At 67.5% G+C, this 19,804-nt stretch carries 14 protein-coding genes and 2 pseudogenes; 10 read left to right on the forward strand and 6 right to left on the reverse strand.

Features of this window, described 5'->3' with window-relative positions; genetic code table 11:
* The first annotated feature begins 75 nt into the window (after window positions 1-75).
* Window positions 76-1,284 (forward strand): ROK family transcriptional regulator, encoded by a 1,209-nt coding sequence (locus tag FAB82_RS24700; RefSeq protein ID WP_168801760.1) that lies wholly within the window; start codon window positions 76-78, stop codon window positions 1,282-1,284.
* A 76-nt stretch (window positions 1,285-1,360) separates the two neighbouring features.
* Here FAB82_RS24700 and FAB82_RS24705 read toward each other — a convergent pair whose 3' ends face one another.
* A complete protein-coding gene (locus tag FAB82_RS24705; RefSeq protein ID WP_136537233.1) occupies window positions 1,361-2,329 on the reverse strand; it encodes a glycoside hydrolase family 11 protein in 969 nt (322 codons plus the stop codon).
* A 481-nt stretch (window positions 2,330-2,810) separates the two neighbouring features.
* Here FAB82_RS24705 and FAB82_RS24710 point away from each other — a divergent pair.
* Window positions 2,811-3,896, forward strand: a pseudogene (locus FAB82_RS24710) (silent information regulator protein Sir2); the annotation flags it as partial.
* Window positions 3,897-4,065: 169 nt separating this feature from the next.
* Window positions 4,066-5,055, forward strand: coding sequence for an extracellular catalytic domain type 1 short-chain-length polyhydroxyalkanoate depolymerase (locus FAB82_RS24715; RefSeq protein ID WP_136537235.1), 990 nt, complete (start codon window positions 4,066-4,068; stop codon window positions 5,053-5,055).
* A 43-nt stretch (window positions 5,056-5,098) separates the two neighbouring features.
* On the opposite strand, the gene FAB82_RS24720 is transcribed toward FAB82_RS24715, so the two are convergent.
* The 4 genes from FAB82_RS24720 to FAB82_RS24735 all read right to left on the reverse strand — a co-directional run bounded on the left by FAB82_RS24720 (window position 5,099) and on the right by FAB82_RS24735 (window position 8,903).
* The gene (locus FAB82_RS24720; protein WP_136537236.1) at window positions 5,099-6,253 is read right to left on the reverse strand and encodes a hypothetical protein; all 1,155 of its coding nucleotides are present in this window, start codon (window positions 6,251-6,253) and stop codon (window positions 5,099-5,101) included.
* 136 nt (window positions 6,254-6,389) lie between these two features.
* Window positions 6,390-7,706 (reverse strand): pectate lyase family protein, encoded by a 1,317-nt coding sequence (locus FAB82_RS24725; protein WP_136537237.1) that lies wholly within the window; start codon window positions 7,704-7,706, stop codon window positions 6,390-6,392.
* Between the two features lie 147 nt (window positions 7,707-7,853).
* Entirely contained in the window at window positions 7,854-8,312 is a 459-nt protein-coding gene (locus tag FAB82_RS24730; RefSeq protein ID WP_136537238.1) for a peroxiredoxin, read from the reverse strand.
* Window positions 8,313-8,486: 174 nt separating this feature from the next.
* Entirely contained in the window at window positions 8,487-8,903 is a 417-nt protein-coding gene (locus FAB82_RS24735; protein ID WP_246039814.1) for a DUF3052 family protein, read from the reverse strand.
* Between the two features lie 415 nt (window positions 8,904-9,318).
* Here FAB82_RS24735 and aceE point away from each other — a divergent pair, with 415 nt between their 5' ends.
* Together aceE and FAB82_RS24745 are read left to right on the forward strand one after the other, a co-directional pair.
* Window positions 9,319-12,051, forward strand: coding sequence for a pyruvate dehydrogenase (acetyl-transferring), homodimeric type (gene aceE, locus FAB82_RS24740; protein WP_136537240.1), 2,733 nt, complete (start codon window positions 9,319-9,321; stop codon window positions 12,049-12,051).
* Window positions 12,052-12,359: 308 nt separating this feature from the next.
* Window positions 12,360-14,078 (forward strand): AAA family ATPase, encoded by a 1,719-nt coding sequence (locus tag FAB82_RS24745; RefSeq protein WP_136537241.1) that lies wholly within the window; start codon window positions 12,360-12,362, stop codon window positions 14,076-14,078.
* A 135-nt stretch (window positions 14,079-14,213) separates the two neighbouring features.
* Here FAB82_RS24745 and trxA read toward each other — a convergent pair whose 3' ends face one another.
* A complete protein-coding gene (gene trxA / locus FAB82_RS24750) occupies window positions 14,214-14,597 on the reverse strand; it encodes a thioredoxin (protein ID WP_136537242.1) in 384 nt (127 codons plus the stop codon).
* Window positions 14,598-14,717: 120 nt separating this feature from the next.
* Here trxA and FAB82_RS24755 point away from each other — a divergent pair, with 120 nt between their 5' ends.
* The 5 genes and pseudogenes from FAB82_RS24755 (at window position 14,718) to fabF (ending at window position 19,359) form a co-directional block, all read left to right on the forward strand.
* Complete coding sequence (locus tag FAB82_RS24755) at window positions 14,718-15,887, forward strand: PucR family transcriptional regulator (RefSeq protein WP_136537243.1); 1,170 nt, start codon at window positions 14,718-14,720, stop codon at window positions 15,885-15,887.
* Window positions 15,888-15,980: 93 nt separating this feature from the next.
* Window positions 15,981-16,904 (forward strand): annotated as a pseudogene (locus FAB82_RS24760) (ACP S-malonyltransferase); the annotation flags it as partial.
* A 14-nt stretch (window positions 16,905-16,918) separates the two neighbouring features.
* Entirely contained in the window at window positions 16,919-17,872 is a 954-nt protein-coding gene (locus FAB82_RS24765) for a beta-ketoacyl-ACP synthase III (RefSeq protein ID WP_136537245.1), read from the forward strand.
* Window positions 17,873-17,903: 31 nt separating this feature from the next.
* The gene (locus tag FAB82_RS24770) at window positions 17,904-18,140 is read left to right on the forward strand and encodes an acyl carrier protein (protein ID WP_030159099.1); all 237 of its coding nucleotides are present in this window, start codon (window positions 17,904-17,906) and stop codon (window positions 18,138-18,140) included.
* A gap of 1 nt (window position 18,141) precedes the next feature.
* Complete coding sequence (fabF, locus tag FAB82_RS24775; protein WP_136537246.1) at window positions 18,142-19,359, forward strand: beta-ketoacyl-ACP synthase II; 1,218 nt, start codon at window positions 18,142-18,144, stop codon at window positions 19,357-19,359.
* Window positions 19,360-19,804: the final 445 nt, after the last annotated feature.

Here is a 19,804-nt window from a genome sequence, read left to right on the forward strand (position 1 = left end):
GCGCCAGGGACGCCTCAAGTATTGTGGCCTGTATCGCCTGGTACACGAGGTGACCACCCAGCTACGGAGGCCCCATTGAGAGCGTTCGGTTCGGACACTCGCCTGCCCACTTTGGCCATCGTGCTCGACCTGATCCGCGAGAAGGGGACCATCAGCCGGGTGGAACTGGCCGAGGCGACCGGCCTGACGCAGGCCACCATGACGCACGCCGTCCGCAAGCTCGTCGCGCTCGGCTTCGTCCACGAGGTCGGCACCGCCCCCACCAGCCGCGGCACCCCGCGCAGGCTCCTCGGCCTGCGGCCCGACGCCTGCTACATGGCCGGCATCCAGTACGACCGGTACTCGGCCTTCGGCGTCATCGTGAACCTCGCCGGTCACATTGTGGCGCAACGGGAGATGCCCGGACCCGGGGAGCGCGAACCGGGCCTGCTCATCGCCGAGTTCGCCGAGCACCTGGAGGCCCTGCTGAAGTCCGCGGGCATCGACCGCTCGGACGTGCTCGGCCTCGGCCTGGCCACGTACGGCCCGCAGGACCGCGAGGCGGGAGTCCTGCTCACGCCGCAGCCGACCCCGGCCTGGCAGCGGTTCCCGCTCGCCGAGACGCTCTCGAAGGCGACGGGGCTGCCGGTCGCGATCGAGAACGACGCCACCGCCGCCGGGATCGGCGTGCGGACCTTCGGCGGCGCGCCCTCGAGCTTCGCCGTCGTCTTCATGGCCGGCGGCATCGGATCCGGCGTCATCCTCGACGGGCACCCGTACCGGGGCGCGACCTCGAACGGCGTCGAACTCGGCCACATCTCCGTCGACGCCCTCGGGGAGCGGTGCGGCTGCGGCAACCGCGGCTGTCTCGACACCCTCGCCGGCCCGATCTCGGTCACCGAACGGGCCCTGCGCGATCCGGCGCTGACCGAACGGCTCGGTCTCGGCAAGGACCCGCTCGCCGACTTCTCCACCATCGGCCGCGCCGCCGCCTCCGGCGACCCGGACGCGGCCGAGCTCATCGAGATGTCGACGCAGATGCTCGCGGTCGCGACCGTGACGCTGGTGAACCTCTTCGACGTCCGCGGCGTCGTGCTCGCCGGGAACGCCTTCACCGAGGTCGGCCCCCTCTACCGGGACGTCATCCAGGACGTGCTGGACCGGTCGGTGTTCATGCGCCACGTCCACAGCGTCAAGGCCGAACTGGCCGACAATGTCTCCCAGGCCGCCGCGGTCGGCGCCGCGGTCGTGGTGCTGCGCAACGTCCTCGAATCGCCCGACCTCGGCGGCCTGGCTGCCGCCTGAGACGGCGCCGGCGCGGCGACCGAGGTCGCCGCGCCGGCCTTCTTCATCCGTTTCCCAGAGGGACCTTGAACACCGCCTAGCTGCAGGAGACCGACGGCCAGTTCCAGTTGCCGTTGGCCTGGATCGTGAGTCCGAAGTTATTGCCGTTGCCGTTGGGCGTAGCGACCATCTGCTGCGCAGAGGGCCAGGTGGCGTTGCAGTTCCAGGTGGCGATGACCTTCGCCGGCGAAGGCACGTTCAGCACCGTCCGCCAGTCGCTCTTGCCCGAGACCGAGACGTTGAGGTTGTACCGGTCGCTCCACTGCTGGCCGGCCGACAGCGTCGCGGCGCAGGAACCGCCGCCTCCACCGCCGCCGCCGGTGCTGCCGACCGTGATATTCGAGTTGCCGCTCGACTGGTAGCCCTCCGTCGCCATGATCATGTAGTAGTTGAAGGACCCCAGGTTCATGCCCGCGCGGGCCCAGGCGTCGAAGTGGGTGCCGGTGTTGATGGTGCCGCTGGAGCGCTTGGACTGCCGGACGCTCCAGAACTGCGGGAACGTCTTGGTGCCCTCGACGGACGGCTGGTTGTACCGCATCGTCTGGTACATGTCGTACGTGCCGCCGTCGTTGACCGTTCCCTTGTAGTCGCCGGTGGGCTTGTAGGAGCCGTAGCTCTCCACGATGTAGTACTCCACCAACGGGTTCGACGTCCACCCGTACAGGCACAGGTACCCGTTGCCGGAGGGGTTGAAGCTGCCGGAGTAGGCCACGGCCCGGCGGCTGCCGTTGGCCCAGCCCTTGCCGCAGACGAAGTTGCCGGTGTTGCTCCACTGGGTGCTGTACTGGCCGCCGTCGCCCATGCTCATGGACACCGACCCGGGGGCGTCGGTCCAGAACGAGAAGTAGTAGCCGTTGTTCGTGCCGGTCTGGTTCGAGTTGACGACGGTGGCGGCGCCCGCGGTACCGGGCATCAGGATGCCGGAGGCACCGAGCGCCAGGGCGCCGGCCCCGCCGAGCAGGAGGCTCCTGCGGCCAAAGGGGTTGCGAGAAGGGTTATCGACCATGTCGCTTGCTTCCTCTTGATGAGGTGAGGGGTTACAGGTGGTATGGATCGCGCAGGGCGGTCCAGGCCGACATTCATAGATGAGTGTCGATTTATCGAGTATGGACCGTCGCCCCGCAATACGTCAATAACTTCCGGAAATTATCGGAGATGTATTGAAGTTCATCGCTCCGTGATCGGCCGATCGCCCTCTGAACGGGAACGGAGCCCGGGCATCGAAATCGCATACAAGCGGTTGCACCAGAACCCTTGACACGATGAAAACCCTTGCCATATGGTCGATTTGTCTATTCACATTTGTGAATATTCCGACAAACCAGGGAAGGGACGACATGTCTCGGAAAAGAAGCGTTAGGGCGGCCATCGCGGTCAGCTCAGCGGGCCTGCTCGCCGCCTCGGCGACCATGTTCGCCATGACATCGGCCAACGCCGAGACCGATGAGGCGGCCGCCCCGGACACGGCCGCACAACAGGTCGAGGGCGCGATCTACGTGGCCCCGAACGGCGCCGACGGCGCGGCCGGGACCGAAGAGGACCCGACCACACTCGCCACGGCGCTCACCGGCGTCGAACCCGGCGGGACGATCTACATGCGCGACGGCCAGTACGACTACTCGGAGACGGTCTACATCGAACCAGGCAACGACGGCAGCGAGGGCGCCCTCAAGACCCTGTCCGCCTACCCCGGCGAGACACCGGTGCTGAACTTCTCGGCGCAGACCGAGGACTCCGCCAACCGCGGGATCGCCATGGGCGGCGACTGGTGGCACTTCTACGGCCTCATCGTCGAGCACGCGGGCGACAATGGCATCCTCTTGGGCGGCAACGACAACATCATCGAGCGGGTGGTGACGCGCCTCAACCGCGACACCGGCCTGCAGCTGTCGCGCTACACCGCCGACGCCCCCGAGGAGACGTGGCCGAAGAACAACCTCGTCCTGTCCTCGGAGTCGCACGACAATGTCGACTCCTCGCCGTCGGAGTCGCACGACAATGTCGACTCCGACGGCGAGGACGCCGACGGCTTCGCCGCGAAGCTGACCTCCGGCGAGGGCAACGTCTTCCGCAATACCGTGGCCCACAACAATATCGATGACGGCTGGGACCTGTACACCAAGGACGACACCGGCCCCATCGGCACCGTCACCATCGAGAACTCGCTGGCGTACGAGAACGGCACGCTCTCGGACGGCTCGCAGGCCGGCAACGGCGACCGCAACGGCTACAAGCTCGGCGGCGAGGACATCGCCGTCGACCACACCATCACCGACAGCTATGCGGTCAACAACGGCAAGCACGGCATCACCTACAACTCCAATCCCGGCTCGATGACGGTCGACGGCAACGTCTCGATCGGGAACGCCGAGCGCAACTTCAACTTCGACGCGGGCTCCTCGACGTTCACGAACAACACCTCCTGCGACAGCGGAGACGACGACCGGATCATCGGCAACGCCGACGACTCCAACCAGTTCTACGAGGGCTCCAACGGCTCTCGCTGCGCCGACTACGCCGGCGAAATGGCCTGGTCCTTCACCGAGGACGGCACCCTCGAAGTCACCTTCTAGGGCGGCCGCCGCTCCACTCGCACCCGCCGCCCCCGGCCTTCTGGCCGGGGGCGGCCTCGTTCTCGTTCCGGGCAATCCGGGCGTCCATACCTTGTGTATCGATTTAGTTCGATATATTCTGATCCGACCCTCACTATGGAACGCTCCCATCGATCGGATCGGAACTCCTATGCTGACACTCTCCAGACCAGACCTACGCCGGGTGCTCGCCGCGGCGGCCGCGGCCGTGTTCGTCATCGCCGGTGCGTTCATCGCCTTCGCGATGCCGGACCGGGCCGACGCCGAGGCGAATGCCGCCACCGTGGCGCAGCAGGTGCCGACCGGCGAACTCACCGAGGTCACCGACTTCGGCGAGAATCCCTCGAACATCCAGATGTACATATACGTGCCCGAGAATGTCGCGCCGAACCCGGCAATCGTCGTCGGCGTCCACTGGTGCACCGGTTCCGGTCCGGACTTCTTCAACGGCACCGAGTACCGGTACCTGGCCGACGAGCTCGGCTTCATCGTCGTCTACCCCTCGGTCACCCGCGAGAGCAAGTGCTGGGACGTCGCCTCCCCCGAGGCGCTGACCCGCGACGGCGGCTCCGACCCGGTCGGCATCAAGTCGATGGTGGACTGGACGGTCGAGAACTACGACGCCGACACCGAGCGCATCTTCGCCACCGGCGCCTCCTCCGGCGGCATGATGACCAACGTCCTGCTCGCCAACTACCCCGACGTCTTCGAAGCCGGGGCGGCCTTCGCCGGCGTCCCGTACACCTGCTTCGCGACCGACAACGGCTCGGAGTGGAACAACGACTGCTCATCGGGGAACATCGACCGCACGCCCGAGGAGTGGGGCGACGCGGTGCGCGCCAACAATCCCGACTACACCGGTCCGTGGCCGCGCATGCAGACCTGGCACGGCACCCAGGACACGGTCCTGGCCTACCCGAACTTCAACGAGCAGATCGAGCAGTGGACGAACGTGCACGGCTTCACCCAGACTCCCGAGAACACCGATTACCCGCAGGAGGGCTGGACCCGGACCTTCTACGGCGACGCCGAGGAATACGGGGTGGTCGAGGCGATCAGCGTCGAGACCGACCACAATGTACTCACGGCCGGCATGGCCGACTACGTGATGGAGTTCTTCGGGCTCACCGGCGCCGAATAGCACCAGATCATGCGGTGGCCCGGCCGGATTCGGCCGGGCCGCTTCAGCTCTCGATTATCTCCTGGGCCTTCTCCAGGAACCCGCGCATCGATTCCTGCCACCCGTAGGTTTCCTCCTCGATGTCGAGGTAGTAGCGCAGCTGGGCCTGCTCCCAGGCGTGCACGGCAGCCTCGCGATAGCCGCTCTCCTCGCCGCATTCGGCGAACTGCACGGCCGCATCGCGTTCGAAGGCCAGCCAGCCCGCAGTGTCGCCTGAGTCGGGGACGTCCTGGGCCGGGTCGGGCCAGGCGCCGTCGGCGTCCTCGAATTCCATGCGGGGGAACTCGCCCTCGCCGGACTCGGCGAGATAGTCGTGGATCCGCACATGCCCTTCGTAGAACTCCCAGCCGCCGAAGCCGCGATCCTCAAGGCAGTCGAGGAAATCGTCCTCGAAGTCGGCGGTCCTCTCGACGTAGCGTTCGTTCATCGCCGACCAGTCGCCGTTCGGCATCGGGGGACGCGTAACCCAGTTGCTGAACTCCTCCTCGGGGTTGTCGACCTCCTCCACCTCCCCGTATAGGGCGGTGATCATCTCCAGCTCGCAGCCGCCCGGGGGCGGATTCTCATCGACCGGCTCGCCGTACTCGTCGGTCTCCAGTTCGATGCCGACGAGGTAGCCCTGCTGGGAGGCGGCCAGCTCCTCCCCCTGGTAGGCGACCCACCAGGCGTACTGGTCCTCGGGGCTGAGGTTGTAGAACTCCGGGGCTTCCTCGCCCTCCTCGTGGAGCGTCACATCGAAGCCCTGGGCGTCCTCGTACTCCTGGTACGCCTCCCACGGAACCCCGTCCTCGATGCTCTCCGCGCCTTCGAGGTTGGTCCACTGCCACACGCCGCGCAGCTCGGCCTCCTCCACGGTGGGCACGAACCACTCGTAGGGGCCCTGGTCCATGAAGGTCTCGCTCTCGGCGGAGTCCCAGCTGTGAAACGGGTCCGGGTTGTGGACGGTGAAGCCGGCCTCCTCCAGACAGTCCTGGACGATCCGGGCCTCGGCGACGTCGAGTTCACCGTTGAGTCGGGCACTCTCGTTGAACATGTCGGTCAACTGACCCGCGTACTGGTCGAAGTCGAGATCTTCCTCTTCCTCCTCGAACCACGCGCACCCTGAGGTGAAAAGGGCCAGGCCCGCGATCGCGGCCCCACCGGTCAGCGCTCGCTTCACGTTGCATCCCATCGTCGAAGGCTTCTTCGCCTAGACGCGATCGGGCCCTCGATCGGTTGCCTCACTTCTCGGATATTTCGGTCGAAGCGGGGCCCGGGGCGGTGATCGTCCCGGGCCCCGCGTTCGCGTGGAAGTCCTACCGGCAATTGCCCGCGCCGGAGCGCCGCATCACCAGCTCGGCGACCTCGTCGGTGTCGTGGATCTTGCCGTGGACGGCGGGCAGCTCGGCGACCTCGCCGGACAGCGACTTGGTCGGATTGGCCTCGTTGTACGCCGCGAGGAGATCGATCTCCTCGCCGTTGAACTCACTTCCTTCGACGTGGATGCCGGTGCCGCCGTAATTGCCGATCGCCAGCGCGGGGTCGACGCCGGGCATGTCCCAGGCGTTGTTCTCGGCGTAGATCGCCGATTCCTTGCCCGCCCCGAGCGAGTAGAAGTACGGGTAGCCGCTCTCGGCGTCGTAGGTGAAGTAGTTGTTGTAGACGTGGGCCTGGCCCCAGCGCAGCCGCGGGGACCGCTGGCTGGTGGTCTCGAACCAGTTGTGGTGCACGGTGACCCGGAGCTTGTCGGCCTCGTCGTAGTTGGTGGAGTCGGTATTGCCGATGAGCATCGTCTTGTCGTGGGTGTCGATGTGGTTCCACGAGAGGGTCACCAGGTCCGAGGCGCGGACGACGTCGATGCCGCCGTCGAAGCGCTCGACCTTGTGCTCCCAGATCACCGGCGAGGCGTAGTCGTTGGTGGCGGCGTCCCCGTCGGTGACGGTGAGGTGGTCGAGCCACACGTGGGTGGAGGCGCTGATCTCGAAGTTGTCGAACTGGGCGTCCCACGAGTCGCCTTCCCAGGAGGGGAAGCAGTCATAGGCGTCGTGGACGCCGAGGTTGCGCACGATGATGTTCTCGACCCCGGTGATGAAGAACGATCCGTGGGTGAGCGAGGAGTCGCCGAGTCCGACGATCGTGGTGTTCGAGCCGGGGCTGAGCAGGATGTGCTGGCGGAAGGCGTTGTAGGAGCGCTTACGGGCATCCTCGACCGGTCCGGAGGCCTCGTTCGGGCCCCAGACCTCGGGGTCGTAGGTCTCCAGATAGGTCTCCCAGGAGTACCCGGGGTCGTTGAAGTCGGTGCAGGAGAGGGCGTTTCCCTGGTCGTCGGTCATGGCGTCGAGGTCGCCGTCGACGTAGACGATCTTGGACTCGTCGCCCTTGATCGCGGTCTGGAGCTCGTCCCAGGTGTCGACCTTGAAGACGTGGGCGTCGTCGGCGGCCGAGCCGCCGGTGGTGCCGCCGTCGGTGGCGGCCCAGCCGTCATTGGCGGCGATGGTCTCGCGGCCGAGGTCGCGATCGTGTCCGTGGCCGTGGCCATGTCCGGGTCGGGCCTGGGCGGCGCCGGTCAGGGCGGTGGAGGCGAGCGCGGCCAGGGCGACCGCGGCGAGGAGTCGTCTTGCAGGACCGTTCATCGGCGAATGCGTCCCTTCGGGGGTTGAGTGCAAACGGTTGCAGAGCAACCGCTGTCAAGCTTGTCCTAAGCATTCGCCGATGTCAATATGGGGGCGCGAAAAAGCCGCCGGTCTCCCGGCGGCCCGTGTAGTTCTGCTCGACTCGATCTAGAGCGCGCCGAGCGCCTTCTGCCAGGCGCCCTGGTCGCGGGCCTCGCCGGGCATGTTCATCTCGCTGAAGCGGACGACGCCGGTCTTGTCGATGACGAAGGTGCCGCGGTTGGCCATGCCATTGTCCTCATTGAAGACGTCGTAGGCCTGGGCGACCTCGCCGTGCGGCCAGAAGTCGCTCAGCAGCGGGAACTCGAAGCCCTCGCGCTGCGCCCAGACCTTGTGGGCGAAGGGCGAGTCGATCGAGACGCTGAGGACCTGGACGTCGTCGGACTGGTAGGTGTCGAGGTTGTCGCGGATGCCGCACAGCTCGCCCTCGCACACGCCGGTGAAGGCGAACGGGTAGAAGACCAGCAGGACGTTCTTCTCGCCGCGGAAGTCCGACAGCGAGACCTCCTGGTTGTTCTGGTCCTTGAGCGTGAACTCGGGGGCCACGGTTCCGGGTTCGATCGGCATGGGCGCTCCTATCGGTGCGGGCCCTCGGTCGAGGGCCGTCGGCGGTCTGACGGCACCGACGTTAGCCCCGGGCCCGGCCGCCGCTGAGGCGACCCGGCCCGGATGAGGCCTGAGTCCGTTTCGCGTGGCGCCTTGAGCGCCTAGGCGGTCCGGTGGGACCGACCGGTTCGCCCGCTACCGCTTGGCGACGACCATTCTCGATGCCAGCCAGTCGGGGGACACGTTGAGCGTCTTGGTCGATTTGAGTCCCGCCAGATCGGCGGACTCCTGGACGGTGGCGGGGTTGATGTGTCCCGCCCGTCCGGCCTTTGGCGACAGGAGCCACACGGTGCCGCCGTCCGCGAGCGGATCGCGGGCGTCGAGGAGGAGGTCGACCAGGTCGCCGTCCTCGTCTCTGCACCACAGCAGGACCGCGTCGACGATTTCGTCGGAGTCCTCGTCGAGCAGTTCGCCGACCGCTTCGACCACCGCTGAGCGCAGTGTCGCGTCGACGTCGGTATCGAAGCCGAGCTCCATGACGGCCTCCACGCCGTCGAGTCCGAGTCGCTGTACGATGCCCGCCACGTCCGCCGGGCTGCCCGGACCGTTCACTTCGACCCCTCCATCTTTTTTCGGCCTCCTGTCTGCGCCTGTGCACAACATATGAAGTGAAGCATATGAGGTGCAGCATATGGGGCGCTTGCGCGTCGCCGGGACGGACGGGGGTCCGCCGCCGACACCGCGAAGGCGCCCCAGCTGAGGCATCATCCCCTTCGGAAAACAACGGGAACGCAACGGCTGCTGAATAGAAGGTGCGCGCGTGTTCACGGATTTGTGATCTTGGATGCGTTAGGCCGCGCGGCAATGGCGCAGGTGAACGTGTCTCCTGGTCTTCCGGAGTGTGGGCACGGTCGCATCAAGGCGGGTGGGTCGCCGGTGCACGCGGTAGATTCGGGGGAGGATGTTAGAAATCGATAACACTCTGCCTGCCACTAGCAACGTGCAGTCTATGAACGAGGGATCGCCCGTGACCACGGAACAGAACCGGCCGCCCATCAGTGACGGATTGCCGACCCAAGTACCGGACACTGACCCCGAGGAGACCAGCGAATGGCTGGACTCACTTGACGGCCTTCTCGACGCCGGCGGGCGCACCCGTGCCCGCTACGTCGTGCAGCGGCTGCTCGAGCACGCGCGCAAACGCCAGATCGGCGTGCCGTCGGCCACGAGCACCGACTACATCAACACCATTCCGGTGGAGTCGGAGCCGTATTACCCCGGCGACGAGGAGATCGAGCACCGCATTCGCGCGTTCGTGCGCTGGAATGCGGCGATGACCGTCCACCGGGCGCAGCGCCCGGGGATCGGCGTCGGCGGCCACATCTCCACCTACGCCTCGGCCGCGAACCTCTACGAGGTCGGCTACAACCACTTCTTCCGGGGTCGTTCGCATCCCGGCGGCGGCGACCAGGTGTTCTTCCAGGGACACGCCTCCCCCGGCATGTATGCGCGATCCTTTGTGGAAGGGCGACTGTCGGCGGACGACCTGGACGGCTTCCGCCAGGAGGTCTCGCGTCCGCAGGGCGGCCTGCCGTCGTACCCGCACCCGCGCCTGATGCCCGACTACTGGCAGTTCCCGACCGTTTCGATGGGTCTGGGCCCGATCAACGCGATCTACCAGGCGCTGTTCAACCGCTACGCGCACGACCGGGGCCTGAAGGACACCGCTGACCAGCAGGTGTGGGCGTTCCTGGGCGACGGCGAGATGGACGAGGTCGAATCGCGGGGCGCGCTGCAGTTCGCGGCGGGCGCCGAACTCGACAACCTGACCTTCGTCGTCAACTGCAACCTGCAGCGCCTCGACGGGCCGGTACGCGGCAACGGCAAGATCGTGCAGGAGCTGGAGGCGTACTTCCGCGGCGCCGGCTGGAACGTCATCAAGGTCATCTGGGGCTCGGAGTGGGACCCGCTCCTGGCCTCCGACAATGACGGCGCGCTGGTGAACCTCATGAACACCACGCCCGACGGCGACTTCCAGACCTTCAAGGCCGAGTCCGGCGCGTTCATCCGCGAGCACTTCTTCGGCCGCGACGTGCGCACCAAGGAGATGGCGCAGCCGCTGTCCGACGACGACATCTGGAACCTGCGCCGCGGCGGCCACGACGACCGCAAGATCTACGCCGCCTACAAGGCCGCGATGGAGCACGAGGGCCAGCCGACGGTCATCCTGGCGCACACCGTCAAGGGTTACCGCCTCGGTTCGACCTTCGAGGGCCGCAACGCCACGCATCAGATGAAGAAGCTGTCGCTGGACGACCTCAAGGGCTTCCGTGACGCGCTCGACATCCCGGTGACGGACGCGCAGCTGGAGGCGGACCCGTACCAGCCGCCGTACCTGCGTCCGGAGCAAGGCACTCGCGAGCACGAGTATCTGCACCAGCGCCGCTCCGAGCTCGGCGGGTCGATCCCGTCGCGGCAGAACACCGTCGTCCCGATGAACCTTCCCGGCGAGGAGGCCTACAAGTCGGCCAAGCGCGGCTCGGGCAAGCAGAAGGCCGCCACCACCATGGCGGTCGTGCGCCTGCTCAAGGACCTCATGCGGGACAAGGAGACCGGCAAGCTCTGGGTGCCGATCATCCCCGACGAGGCGCGCACGTTCGGCATGGACGCGATGTTCCCGACGGCGAAGATCTACTCGCCGCACGGCCAGCAGTACCTGTCGGTCGACCGGGACCTGTTCCTGTCCTACAAGGAGTCCGAGCAGGGACAGCTGATGCACCTCGGCATCAACGAGGCCGGTTCCATGGCCGCGTTCACCGCCGCCGGCTCCGCCAGCGACACGCTCGGCGTGCCGACGATCCCGTTCTACATCTTCTATTCGATGTTCGGGTTCCAGCGCACCGCCGACGCGATCTGGGCGGCCTCCGACCAGCTGGCCAACGGCTTCCTCATCGGCGCGACGGCCGGTCGCACCACGCTCAACGGCGAGGGCCTCCAGCACGAGGACGGCCACTCGATCCTGCTGGCGCACACCAACCCGGCGGTGCTGTCCTACGACCCGGCGTTCGGGTACGAGATCGGCCACATCGTGCAGGACGGCCTGCGCCGCATGTACGGCGAAGGCGAGCACGTCTTCTACTACCTGACGGTGTACAACGAGCCGATCGTGCAGCCGGCCGAACCGGAGAACGTGGACGTCGAGGGCATCCTCAAGGGCCTCCACAAGGTCCACTCCGGCGAGGGCTCCGGCCCGCGCGTGCAGCTGCTGACCTCCGGGTCCGGCATGCAGTGGGCGCAGAAGGCCGCCGACCTGCTCGCCGCCGACTGGGGCGTGGCCGCCGACATCTGGTCGGTGACCTCCTGGTCGGAGCTCAACCGCGACGCGGTCGAGACCGAGAAGCACAACCTGCGCCACCCCGAGGCCGAGCCTCAGGTGCCGTACGTGACGAGCAAGCTCTCCGGTTCCGAGGGCCCGTTCGTCGCCGTCAGCGACTACATGCGGTCGGTCCCCGACCTCATCAGCCGCTGGGTACCGGGTGACTACACCTCGCTGGGCACGGACGGCTTCGGCCACTCCGACACCCGCGGGGCCCTGCGCCGATACTTCAACGTCGACGGCGAGTCCGTGACCGTCGCGGCCCTCCAGCAGCTCGCCGCCCGCGGCGAGCTCAAGCCGGAGTTGGCCGCGCAAGCGGCGGCGAAGTACCAGATCACCGACCCGACCGCCGCTGAAGCCGGCGAAGCGGGCGGCGATTCGTAAGAGCGGCTAGGGCCTGTCCTGTGAATCCGGGTGAGGCTGGATCCGAGTCCATTTGTTCGCTCGCAAGGCGGAAGGGCCTCTGAATACCGGTGTTGTATTCAGAGGCCCTGACAACGCAGCGAGCGGGCAAATGGGCCGGAGCCAGACCTTCCGGATTCACAGGACAGGCCCTGGGCGACAGGGACCGGGGAGCGTGCTCCTCGGTCCCTTCTTCGCGTCAAGCCCTCTGGGACCGCTCTACTACACTGTGGTGGCCAACGGCTACCCATCCTTAGGCCACCCCCATTCGACTCGGACTCGGAGCGGACATGCCCTTTCCCACTGCCTCAGAATCGATCAAGGACGTCTGGGCGCGCGGTGCAAAGCTCCTCGACGACGGCGATCTCCCGCGGGCGTCCGACTGCTTCGAACACGTCCTCGAATACAACCCCCGGGCCGCCGATGCCTGGCTCGGTCTGCACGCATGCGGGGAGCAGCAGGAGACGGCCCTTTTGAGGATGGTGGAGTGCGCCGATGAGGTCGGCAAGCTGCGGCGGGCCACCGGGCTCGGGCTCAAATCGACGTTCAGTATCGGGAACTTCGTCGAATTCCCGCTCTCCGAGGCCATCGACGCGTGGTTCGGCTACGTGGCCGCCCTGATCGTCGGCGATCGGGTCGACCACGCCAAGGAAGTGCTGGCAACGGCCACACGCGAGGACGACATGGTGCGGTTCCTGCGCGCCCGGTGCTCGTTCCAGCTGAGCGACTGGGAACAGGTGCTCGCGGACTCCCACGACATCGAGCATCCCCTGCTCAACGACGAGGCACAGCTGTACGCGGCCACTGCGCTGATGCACCTGGGCACCCACTACGAGGCCCTGGACATCCTCACCGCACTGCCCGCCGAGAACGGCATCGACGATCCCGGTTACGACGCCCAGGTCTCGTACGTGGGGGGCAGGTCCCTGGAGGCGCTCGGCCAGGCGAAGGAAGCGGCCCGGATGTACCAGCGCGCCTTCCGGCTCTCCCCCGAGGTGGAGCTGTTCGCGAAGGCGGCCGGGGCCGCGCGCCCCGCCGGGTCGTCGCGCGCCTCCGTCGAGGAGGGCTTCTCGCAGCTGAGCGCCGACGGCGAGGACGGCGACCGCGCCGCCATGCTCCAGGACGCCGCCCGCCGGCTCGACGCCATGATCGGACTCGACCCGGTCAAGGACCAGATCAAGACCCTCCAGGCCCAGTTCAAGATGGCGCTGCTGCGGAAGGAGCGCGGCCTGCCGGACTCGTCCCGGCCGCACCACTTCGTGTTCACCGGGCCGCCCGGCACCGGCAAGACCACCGTCGCCCGCATCATGGGAGAGATCCTGGCGGGTCTCGGCCTGCTCGAGCACGGGCGGGTCGTGGAGACCCAGCGCGGCGACCTGGTCGGCCAGTACCTGGGCGCCACCGCGCTGAAGACGCGCAAGCGGATCGAGGAGGCCACGGGCGGCGTCCTGTTCATCGACGAGGCCTACGCCCTGGAGACCCAGGGGTACTCGGGCAAGGGCGACGCCTTCGGCAAGGAGGCCATGCAGGAGATCCTGACGGCAGCCGAGAACCGGCGCGACACCCTGGTGATCGTGCTCGCCGGCTACACCAAGGAGATGGAGGACCTGCTCGCGACCAACCCGGGCCTGCGATCGCGCTTCTCGACCGTGGTCGACTTCCCCACGTACTCGGCCCAGGAGCTCTTCGACATCGCCGTCTCGATCCTGGCCGCCGGCGGCGAGCGCCTCTCGGTCGAGGCCGAGGTCGCACTGTCCGAACGGTTCGACGCCGTGGTCGGCGACGGGTCCATCAACACGCTCGGCAACGCCCGGCTCGCCCGTGAGTTGTGCCGCAAGGCCATGGCCCGGCGCGACCTGCGGCTGGTCGCGGCGATCGACGTCACGGGCACGCCCAGCGTCGAGGAGATGACCACGGTCGAGGCCGACGACGTCGCGCGGGCCTTCCAGGAGCTCACCGACGGCGTCCGGGAACCGCGACCCGACCAGGTCGGCCCGGACGAGCAGTAGGAGGGCGCGGTAAGAACCGAGGGATAGACGAGGCCCGATACGGCGGCCAATGCGCGACCGCGGCAACGAAAAACGGGGCGGGCGCGCTCTCCGCGCTCCCGCCCCGTCACGTTTTAGTGGCTGTTCCGCCTGAGCCTATTCGGCTTCGGCCGCGGCCTTGGCCTCTTCGGCCTCGACCTGCTTGCGGACCTCGTCCATGTCGAGCTCCTTGACCTTGGAGATGACCTCCTCCAGCGCCGCGGCCGGCAGGGCACCGGGCTGGCTGTAGAGGAGGATGCCATCGCGGAAGGCCATCAGGGTCGGGATGGACTGGATGCCGGCCTCGGCCGACAGCTCCGGCTGGTCCTCGGTGTCGATCTTGCCGTAGACGACGTCCGTGTGGGTCTCGCTGGACTTCTCGTAGGTCGGGCCGAACTGCTTGCAGGGGCCGCACCAGTCGGCCCACCAGTCGACCAGCACGATGTCGTTGCCGGTGACCGTCTCCTCGAAGTTGTCCTTGGTCAATGCAACCGTGGCCATAAGTCCGGCCGCCTCTCTGTCGTGGCTCGAATCGTCTTCTCCGCGCAACAGTAGTGGCACGGCTGGTATTCCAACCGACGTCAGTGCGCGGCACCACTCGCGTCTGGCAGGCTATAGGGCATGGATCTGGCCACCACCATTCAAAACATCGAACGCTCCTCGTCGGCGCTGACGACCCAGTCGCTCACCCGGATGGATGAACGCCTGCCCTGGTTCCGCGACCTGCCCGCCGAGCAGCGCTCCATGGTGACGTTGGTGGCCCAGGCAGGGGTGCGCCAGTTCCTCACCTGGCTGCGCTCGGACGGCGATGACTTCAGCACCTCCGACATGGTCTTCGAGGCCGCCCCGGTCGAATTGGCACGGGCGATCAGCCTCCAGCACACCGTGGCCCTCATCCAGGTCGTCATCGACGTGGTCGAAGACCAGGTCCCGGCCCTGGCCGCAGAGGGCGAGGAAGCCCCACTGCTCAATTCGGTGCTGCGGTTCTCCCGCGAGATCGCCTTCGCCGCCGCGCGCGTGTACGCCCGCGCCGCCGAGACCCGCGGCGCCTGGGACGCCCGACTCCAGGCCATGCTGGTCGACGCGATGCTCCGCGGGGAGTCCTCCGACGAGCTCATCAGCCGCGCCGCCGCCCTCGGCTGGTCCGAGACCCAGTCCATCACCGTCGTCTGCGGCAACACGCCCGGCGGCGAGGCGACTTTGGTCCTCCACTCGGTCCAGCGCGCCGCCCGCCGTCTCGGGCTGGACGTGCTCGCCGGCGTCCACGGCGCCCGCCTGGTCATTCTCCTCGGAGGCGTCACCGAGCCGGTCGAGATCGTGGAGAAGCTCACCGGCCAGTTCGGCGAGGGCTCGATCGTGGTGGGCCCCACCGTGACCGGCCTGGCCGAGGCCTCCTCCTCGGCGCTGGCCGCGGTCGCCGGGCACCGGGCCGCCCCGGCCTGGCCCGACGCGCCCCGACCCGTCACGGCCCTCCAGTTGCTGCCCGAGCGGGCCATCGCCGGGGACGAGGCCGCCCGCGCCGGACTGCGCGAGGGCGTCTACAAGACGCTGCGCCGCGCCGGTGGCGAACTGCTGGAGACGATGGACGCGTTCATCTCGACCGGCGGGGTCCTCGAGGGGACCGCCCGCGAGCTCTACGTCCACCCCAACACGGTCCGCTACCGCCTCCGCCGTATCCAAGAGGTGACCGGTTTCTCCCCCACCGACCCGCATGAGGCATTCATCCTGCGTGTGGGGTTGACCATAGGCCGCCTTGAAAGCACACCCATGCCCCGTCGAAACCGCAGTTAACAACGAGTGTTGTAGATTCTCCACAAGAACCGAACTGGGTTTCAGTCTCCGCTGTGCTCCCGATTCGGACGTTCCCTGAGCGAAAGTCTTAATGTGCTTGCCATTCTCGCTCCCGGGCAAGGCTCGCAGAAGCCCGGGTTCCTCACGCCGTGGATCGAATCGGATCCCGCCGCAGCTGCGAAGCTCCGCGAATGGTCGGAGCTGATCGGCCTCGACCTCGTCCATCTCGGGACCGAGGCCGACCAGGCCGAGATCACCGACACCGCCAACACCCAGCCGCTGCTGGTCGCCGCGGGCCTCCTGGCCGCCGGGAAGCTGCTCGGCGGCGAAGCCGGGCAGCGGTTCAATGACGCCGTGGGCGTCGTCGCCGGCCACTCGGTCGGTGAGCTCACCGCCGCCGCGATCGCCGGGGTCCTGACCCCCGAGGCCGCCGTCCAGCTCGCCGCCGTGCGCGGCCGCGAAATGGCCGCCGCCTGCAATGCCGAGCCCACCACGATGGCCGCCGTCCTCGGCGGCGTCGAGGACGACGTCCTGGCCGCCATCGAGTCCGCCGGAGCCTGGCCCGCCAACCGCAACGGCGCCGGCCAGATCGTCGCCGCCGGACCGGTCGGCGCGATCGAGAAGCTCACCGAGAACGCCCCCGAACGCGCCCGGGTCATCCCGCTCAAGGTCGCCGGGGCCTTCCACACCCCGCACATGGCCCCCGCCAAGGCGGCCCTCGAAGCCGTCGCCGGCGACATCGCCACCGCCGACCCGCAGCGCATCCTGCTGTCCAACCGCGACGGCCACAGCGTCGAAACCGGTGCTCAGGCCCTTTCGCAGCTCGTGGCTCAGGTCACCTCACCAGTCCGTTGGGACGCCTGCATGGGTACCCTTGGAGACCTGGGCGTCACGGCGGTCATCGAACTGCCGCCGGCAGGGACGCTCACCGGATTGGCCAAGCGGGCCCTCAAGGGTGTCGAACGACTCAACGTGAACACGCCCGATGACCTCGCGGCGGCCGCCGATCTTGCCGCGAATGAAGGAGTCCAGTGAGCGCCAACGGATCACGCGTAGTCAGCGTCGGCCACTACCAGCCGGAAAAGATCCTCACCAACGAGGACTTGGCGCAGATGGTGGACACCAATGACGAGTGGATCGTGTCGCGAGTCGGCATCAAGGAACGCCGCATCGCCGCCGACGACGAAAAAGTGGCCGACATGGCTGTTCACGCCGCCCGGCAGGCCCTCGAGAACTCCGGGTACGCACCCGGCGACATCGACATGGTCATCGTCGCCACCGTCTCGGCCAAGGACACCTGCCCCAACACCGCCTGCCGCGTCGCCGAAGCGCTCGGCATCGCGACCCCGGCGGCGATCGACGTCAACACCGCCTGCTCGGGCTTCGAGTACGCGCTGGCCCAGGCCGACATGGCCATCCGGACCGGCAGCGCCAAGCGCGCCATCGTCATCGGCGCCGAGAAGCTCACCGCCGTCACGGACTGGGAGGACCGCTCCTCGTGCGTCCTCTTCGGCGACGGCGCGGGCGCGGTCGTGGTCGAGGGCACCGACGACCCGGAGCTGGCGATCAGCCCGGTCGTGTGGGGCTCCGAGCCCTCCATGAGCGACGTCATCCGCATCGAGGAGGACGTCCCCTACATCAAGCAGGCCGGCCAGACCGTCTTCCGCTGGGCCACCACCCAGCTGGCGCCGCTCATCGAGCAGGTCGCCGCGAAGGCCGACCTCAAGGTCTCCGACCTCGCGGCCTTCGTTCCGCACCAGGCGAACCTGCGCATCATCCAGGGCATCGTCAAGCGCCTCGACTTCAGCGACGACTGCGTCATCGCCGAGGACATCGTCTACTCCGGCAACACTTCGGCGGCATCGGTGCCGCTGGCGTTGTCGAAGCTGGTACAAACTGGCAAGGTTGCCTCCGGCTCCCCGATCCTCCTGTTCGGGTTCGGCGGTGGGCTCACCTATGCCGGGCAGGTCATCCGCTGCCCGTAACTTATCGAGAGGAAAATTTCTCATGGCTGATGTGTCTCGTGACGAGATCCGCGAAGGTCTGTCCGACATTCTCGAAGAGGTCGCCGGTGTAAACCCCGACGACGTCGCTGACGGCAAGTCGTTCACCGACGACCTGGACGTCGACTCGCTGGCTATGGTCGAGGTCGTTGTCGCCGCGGAAGAGAAGTTCGGTGTCAAGATTCCGGACGACGAGGTTGCCAATCTGAAGACCGTCGGAGACGCCGTCTCCTACATCGAGAAGGGCTAATGTGACTGAGGTTGTCGTCACCGGGCTCGGCGCGACTACCCCGCTCGGCGGGGACGTAGCGTCGACCTGGGAATCACTCACCGCAGGCAAGTCGGGTGTCGGTCCACTCACCCAGGAGTGGGCGGCCGAATTGCCGGTGCGCATCGCTGCACAGCTTGCCGTTGAGCCGTCCGAGGTGCTGCCTCGGGTCCGGCTGCGTCGTCTCGACCGCTCGGAGCAAATCGCTCTCATCGCCGCGAAAGAGGCGTGGGACGATGCCGGCATCGGCGACGAGCTCGACCGAGAGCGACTCGGTGTGGTGTTCGGTTCGGGGATCGGCGGGGCCACCACCCTGCTGGACCAGGACGACATCCTCGAGGAGAAAGGCGCACGGCGGGTCTCCCCGTTCACCGTGCCCATGCTCATGCCCAATGGCCCGGCGGCCGTCGTCGGCCTGGAGTTCCACGCGAAGGCCGGGGTTCACGCCCCGACCAGTGCGTGCGCGACTTCGGCCGAGGCAATCTCCTGGGCGGCCGACATGATCCGAGTCGGCCGCGCCGACGTGGTGATCGCGGGCGGTGCGGAAGCGGTCATCGCGCCGCTGCCGATCGCCGGCTTCGCCTCCATGAAGGCCATGTCGACCCGCAACGACGACCCCCAGCGCGCTTCGCGGCCCTGGGATCAGGATCGCGACGGCTTCGTCATGGGCGAAGGCGGCGGTTCACTGATCCTGGAGCGCCGTGACCGCGCCGAGGCCCGAGGGGCGAGGATCTACGCGGTCGTGGCCGGTTCGGGGCTCACCTCGGACGGCTACGACATAGTCCAACCGGACCCGGACTGCGCCGGCGGCGCCCGCGCAATGCAGGCGGCGATCAAGCAGGCCGGAATCGACCCCAAGGAGATCGGCCACGTCAATGCCCACGCGACCTCCACGCCGGTCGGTGACATGGCCGAGGTCAAGGGGATCAAGCGAGTCATCGGCGACCACGTGGTGCTTGCCGGAACCAAGTCGATGACCGGCCACCTCCTGGGCGGTGCCGGCGCGGTCGAGTCGATCGCGACGATCATGGCGATCGTGGACGGGATCATCCCGCCGACGATCAACCTGGACAACCCGGACCCGCTCCTCGACCTCGACGTGGCAGCGAACGAGGCCCGCAAGGTCGACCTCACCGCCGCGATGAACACGGCCTTCGGCTTCGGAGGCCACAACGCCGCGATCTTGTTCACGAAGGCGTAGCCGGAGTGAACTTGGGGTTCAGTACGAAGGCGTAAGTAAGTGAGTTAGCTAGGGCCCCGCCGCTTTGCGGTGGGGCCCTTTGCTTCGCCCGAAACCGTCGTACCCCCGTGGCCTGATTGAAGTGGGGGTCCCCAGGCGCCTGATTTGTTAGCAAGCGCCCGTATTTCTGGTCATACCGCCATCGCGGTGACACCCCGAGTACTACTACTCGAGTACGCCTGCCCCGCCCCGGAATCGGCCGCTGGCAGGATCCGGAACTCCCTCCCCTTCCATACACTGAGGAATGGAAACCCCGAGATCCCAGTTGCTTGGAGCCATTGATGGCCACCGCATCACAGCAAACAGTCAGCCCAGCCGAGGCCGCCCCTATTGCCCCCATCGCCAAATCGGAGCGATCGCTCGCCCCCGACATCGCCCGCGGCGCAATGCTCCTGTTCATCGCACT

Source organism: Glycomyces buryatensis, from assembly GCF_004912275.1.
GTDB classification, from domain to species: domain Bacteria; phylum Actinomycetota; class Actinomycetes; order Mycobacteriales; family Micromonosporaceae; genus Glycomyces; species Glycomyces buryatensis.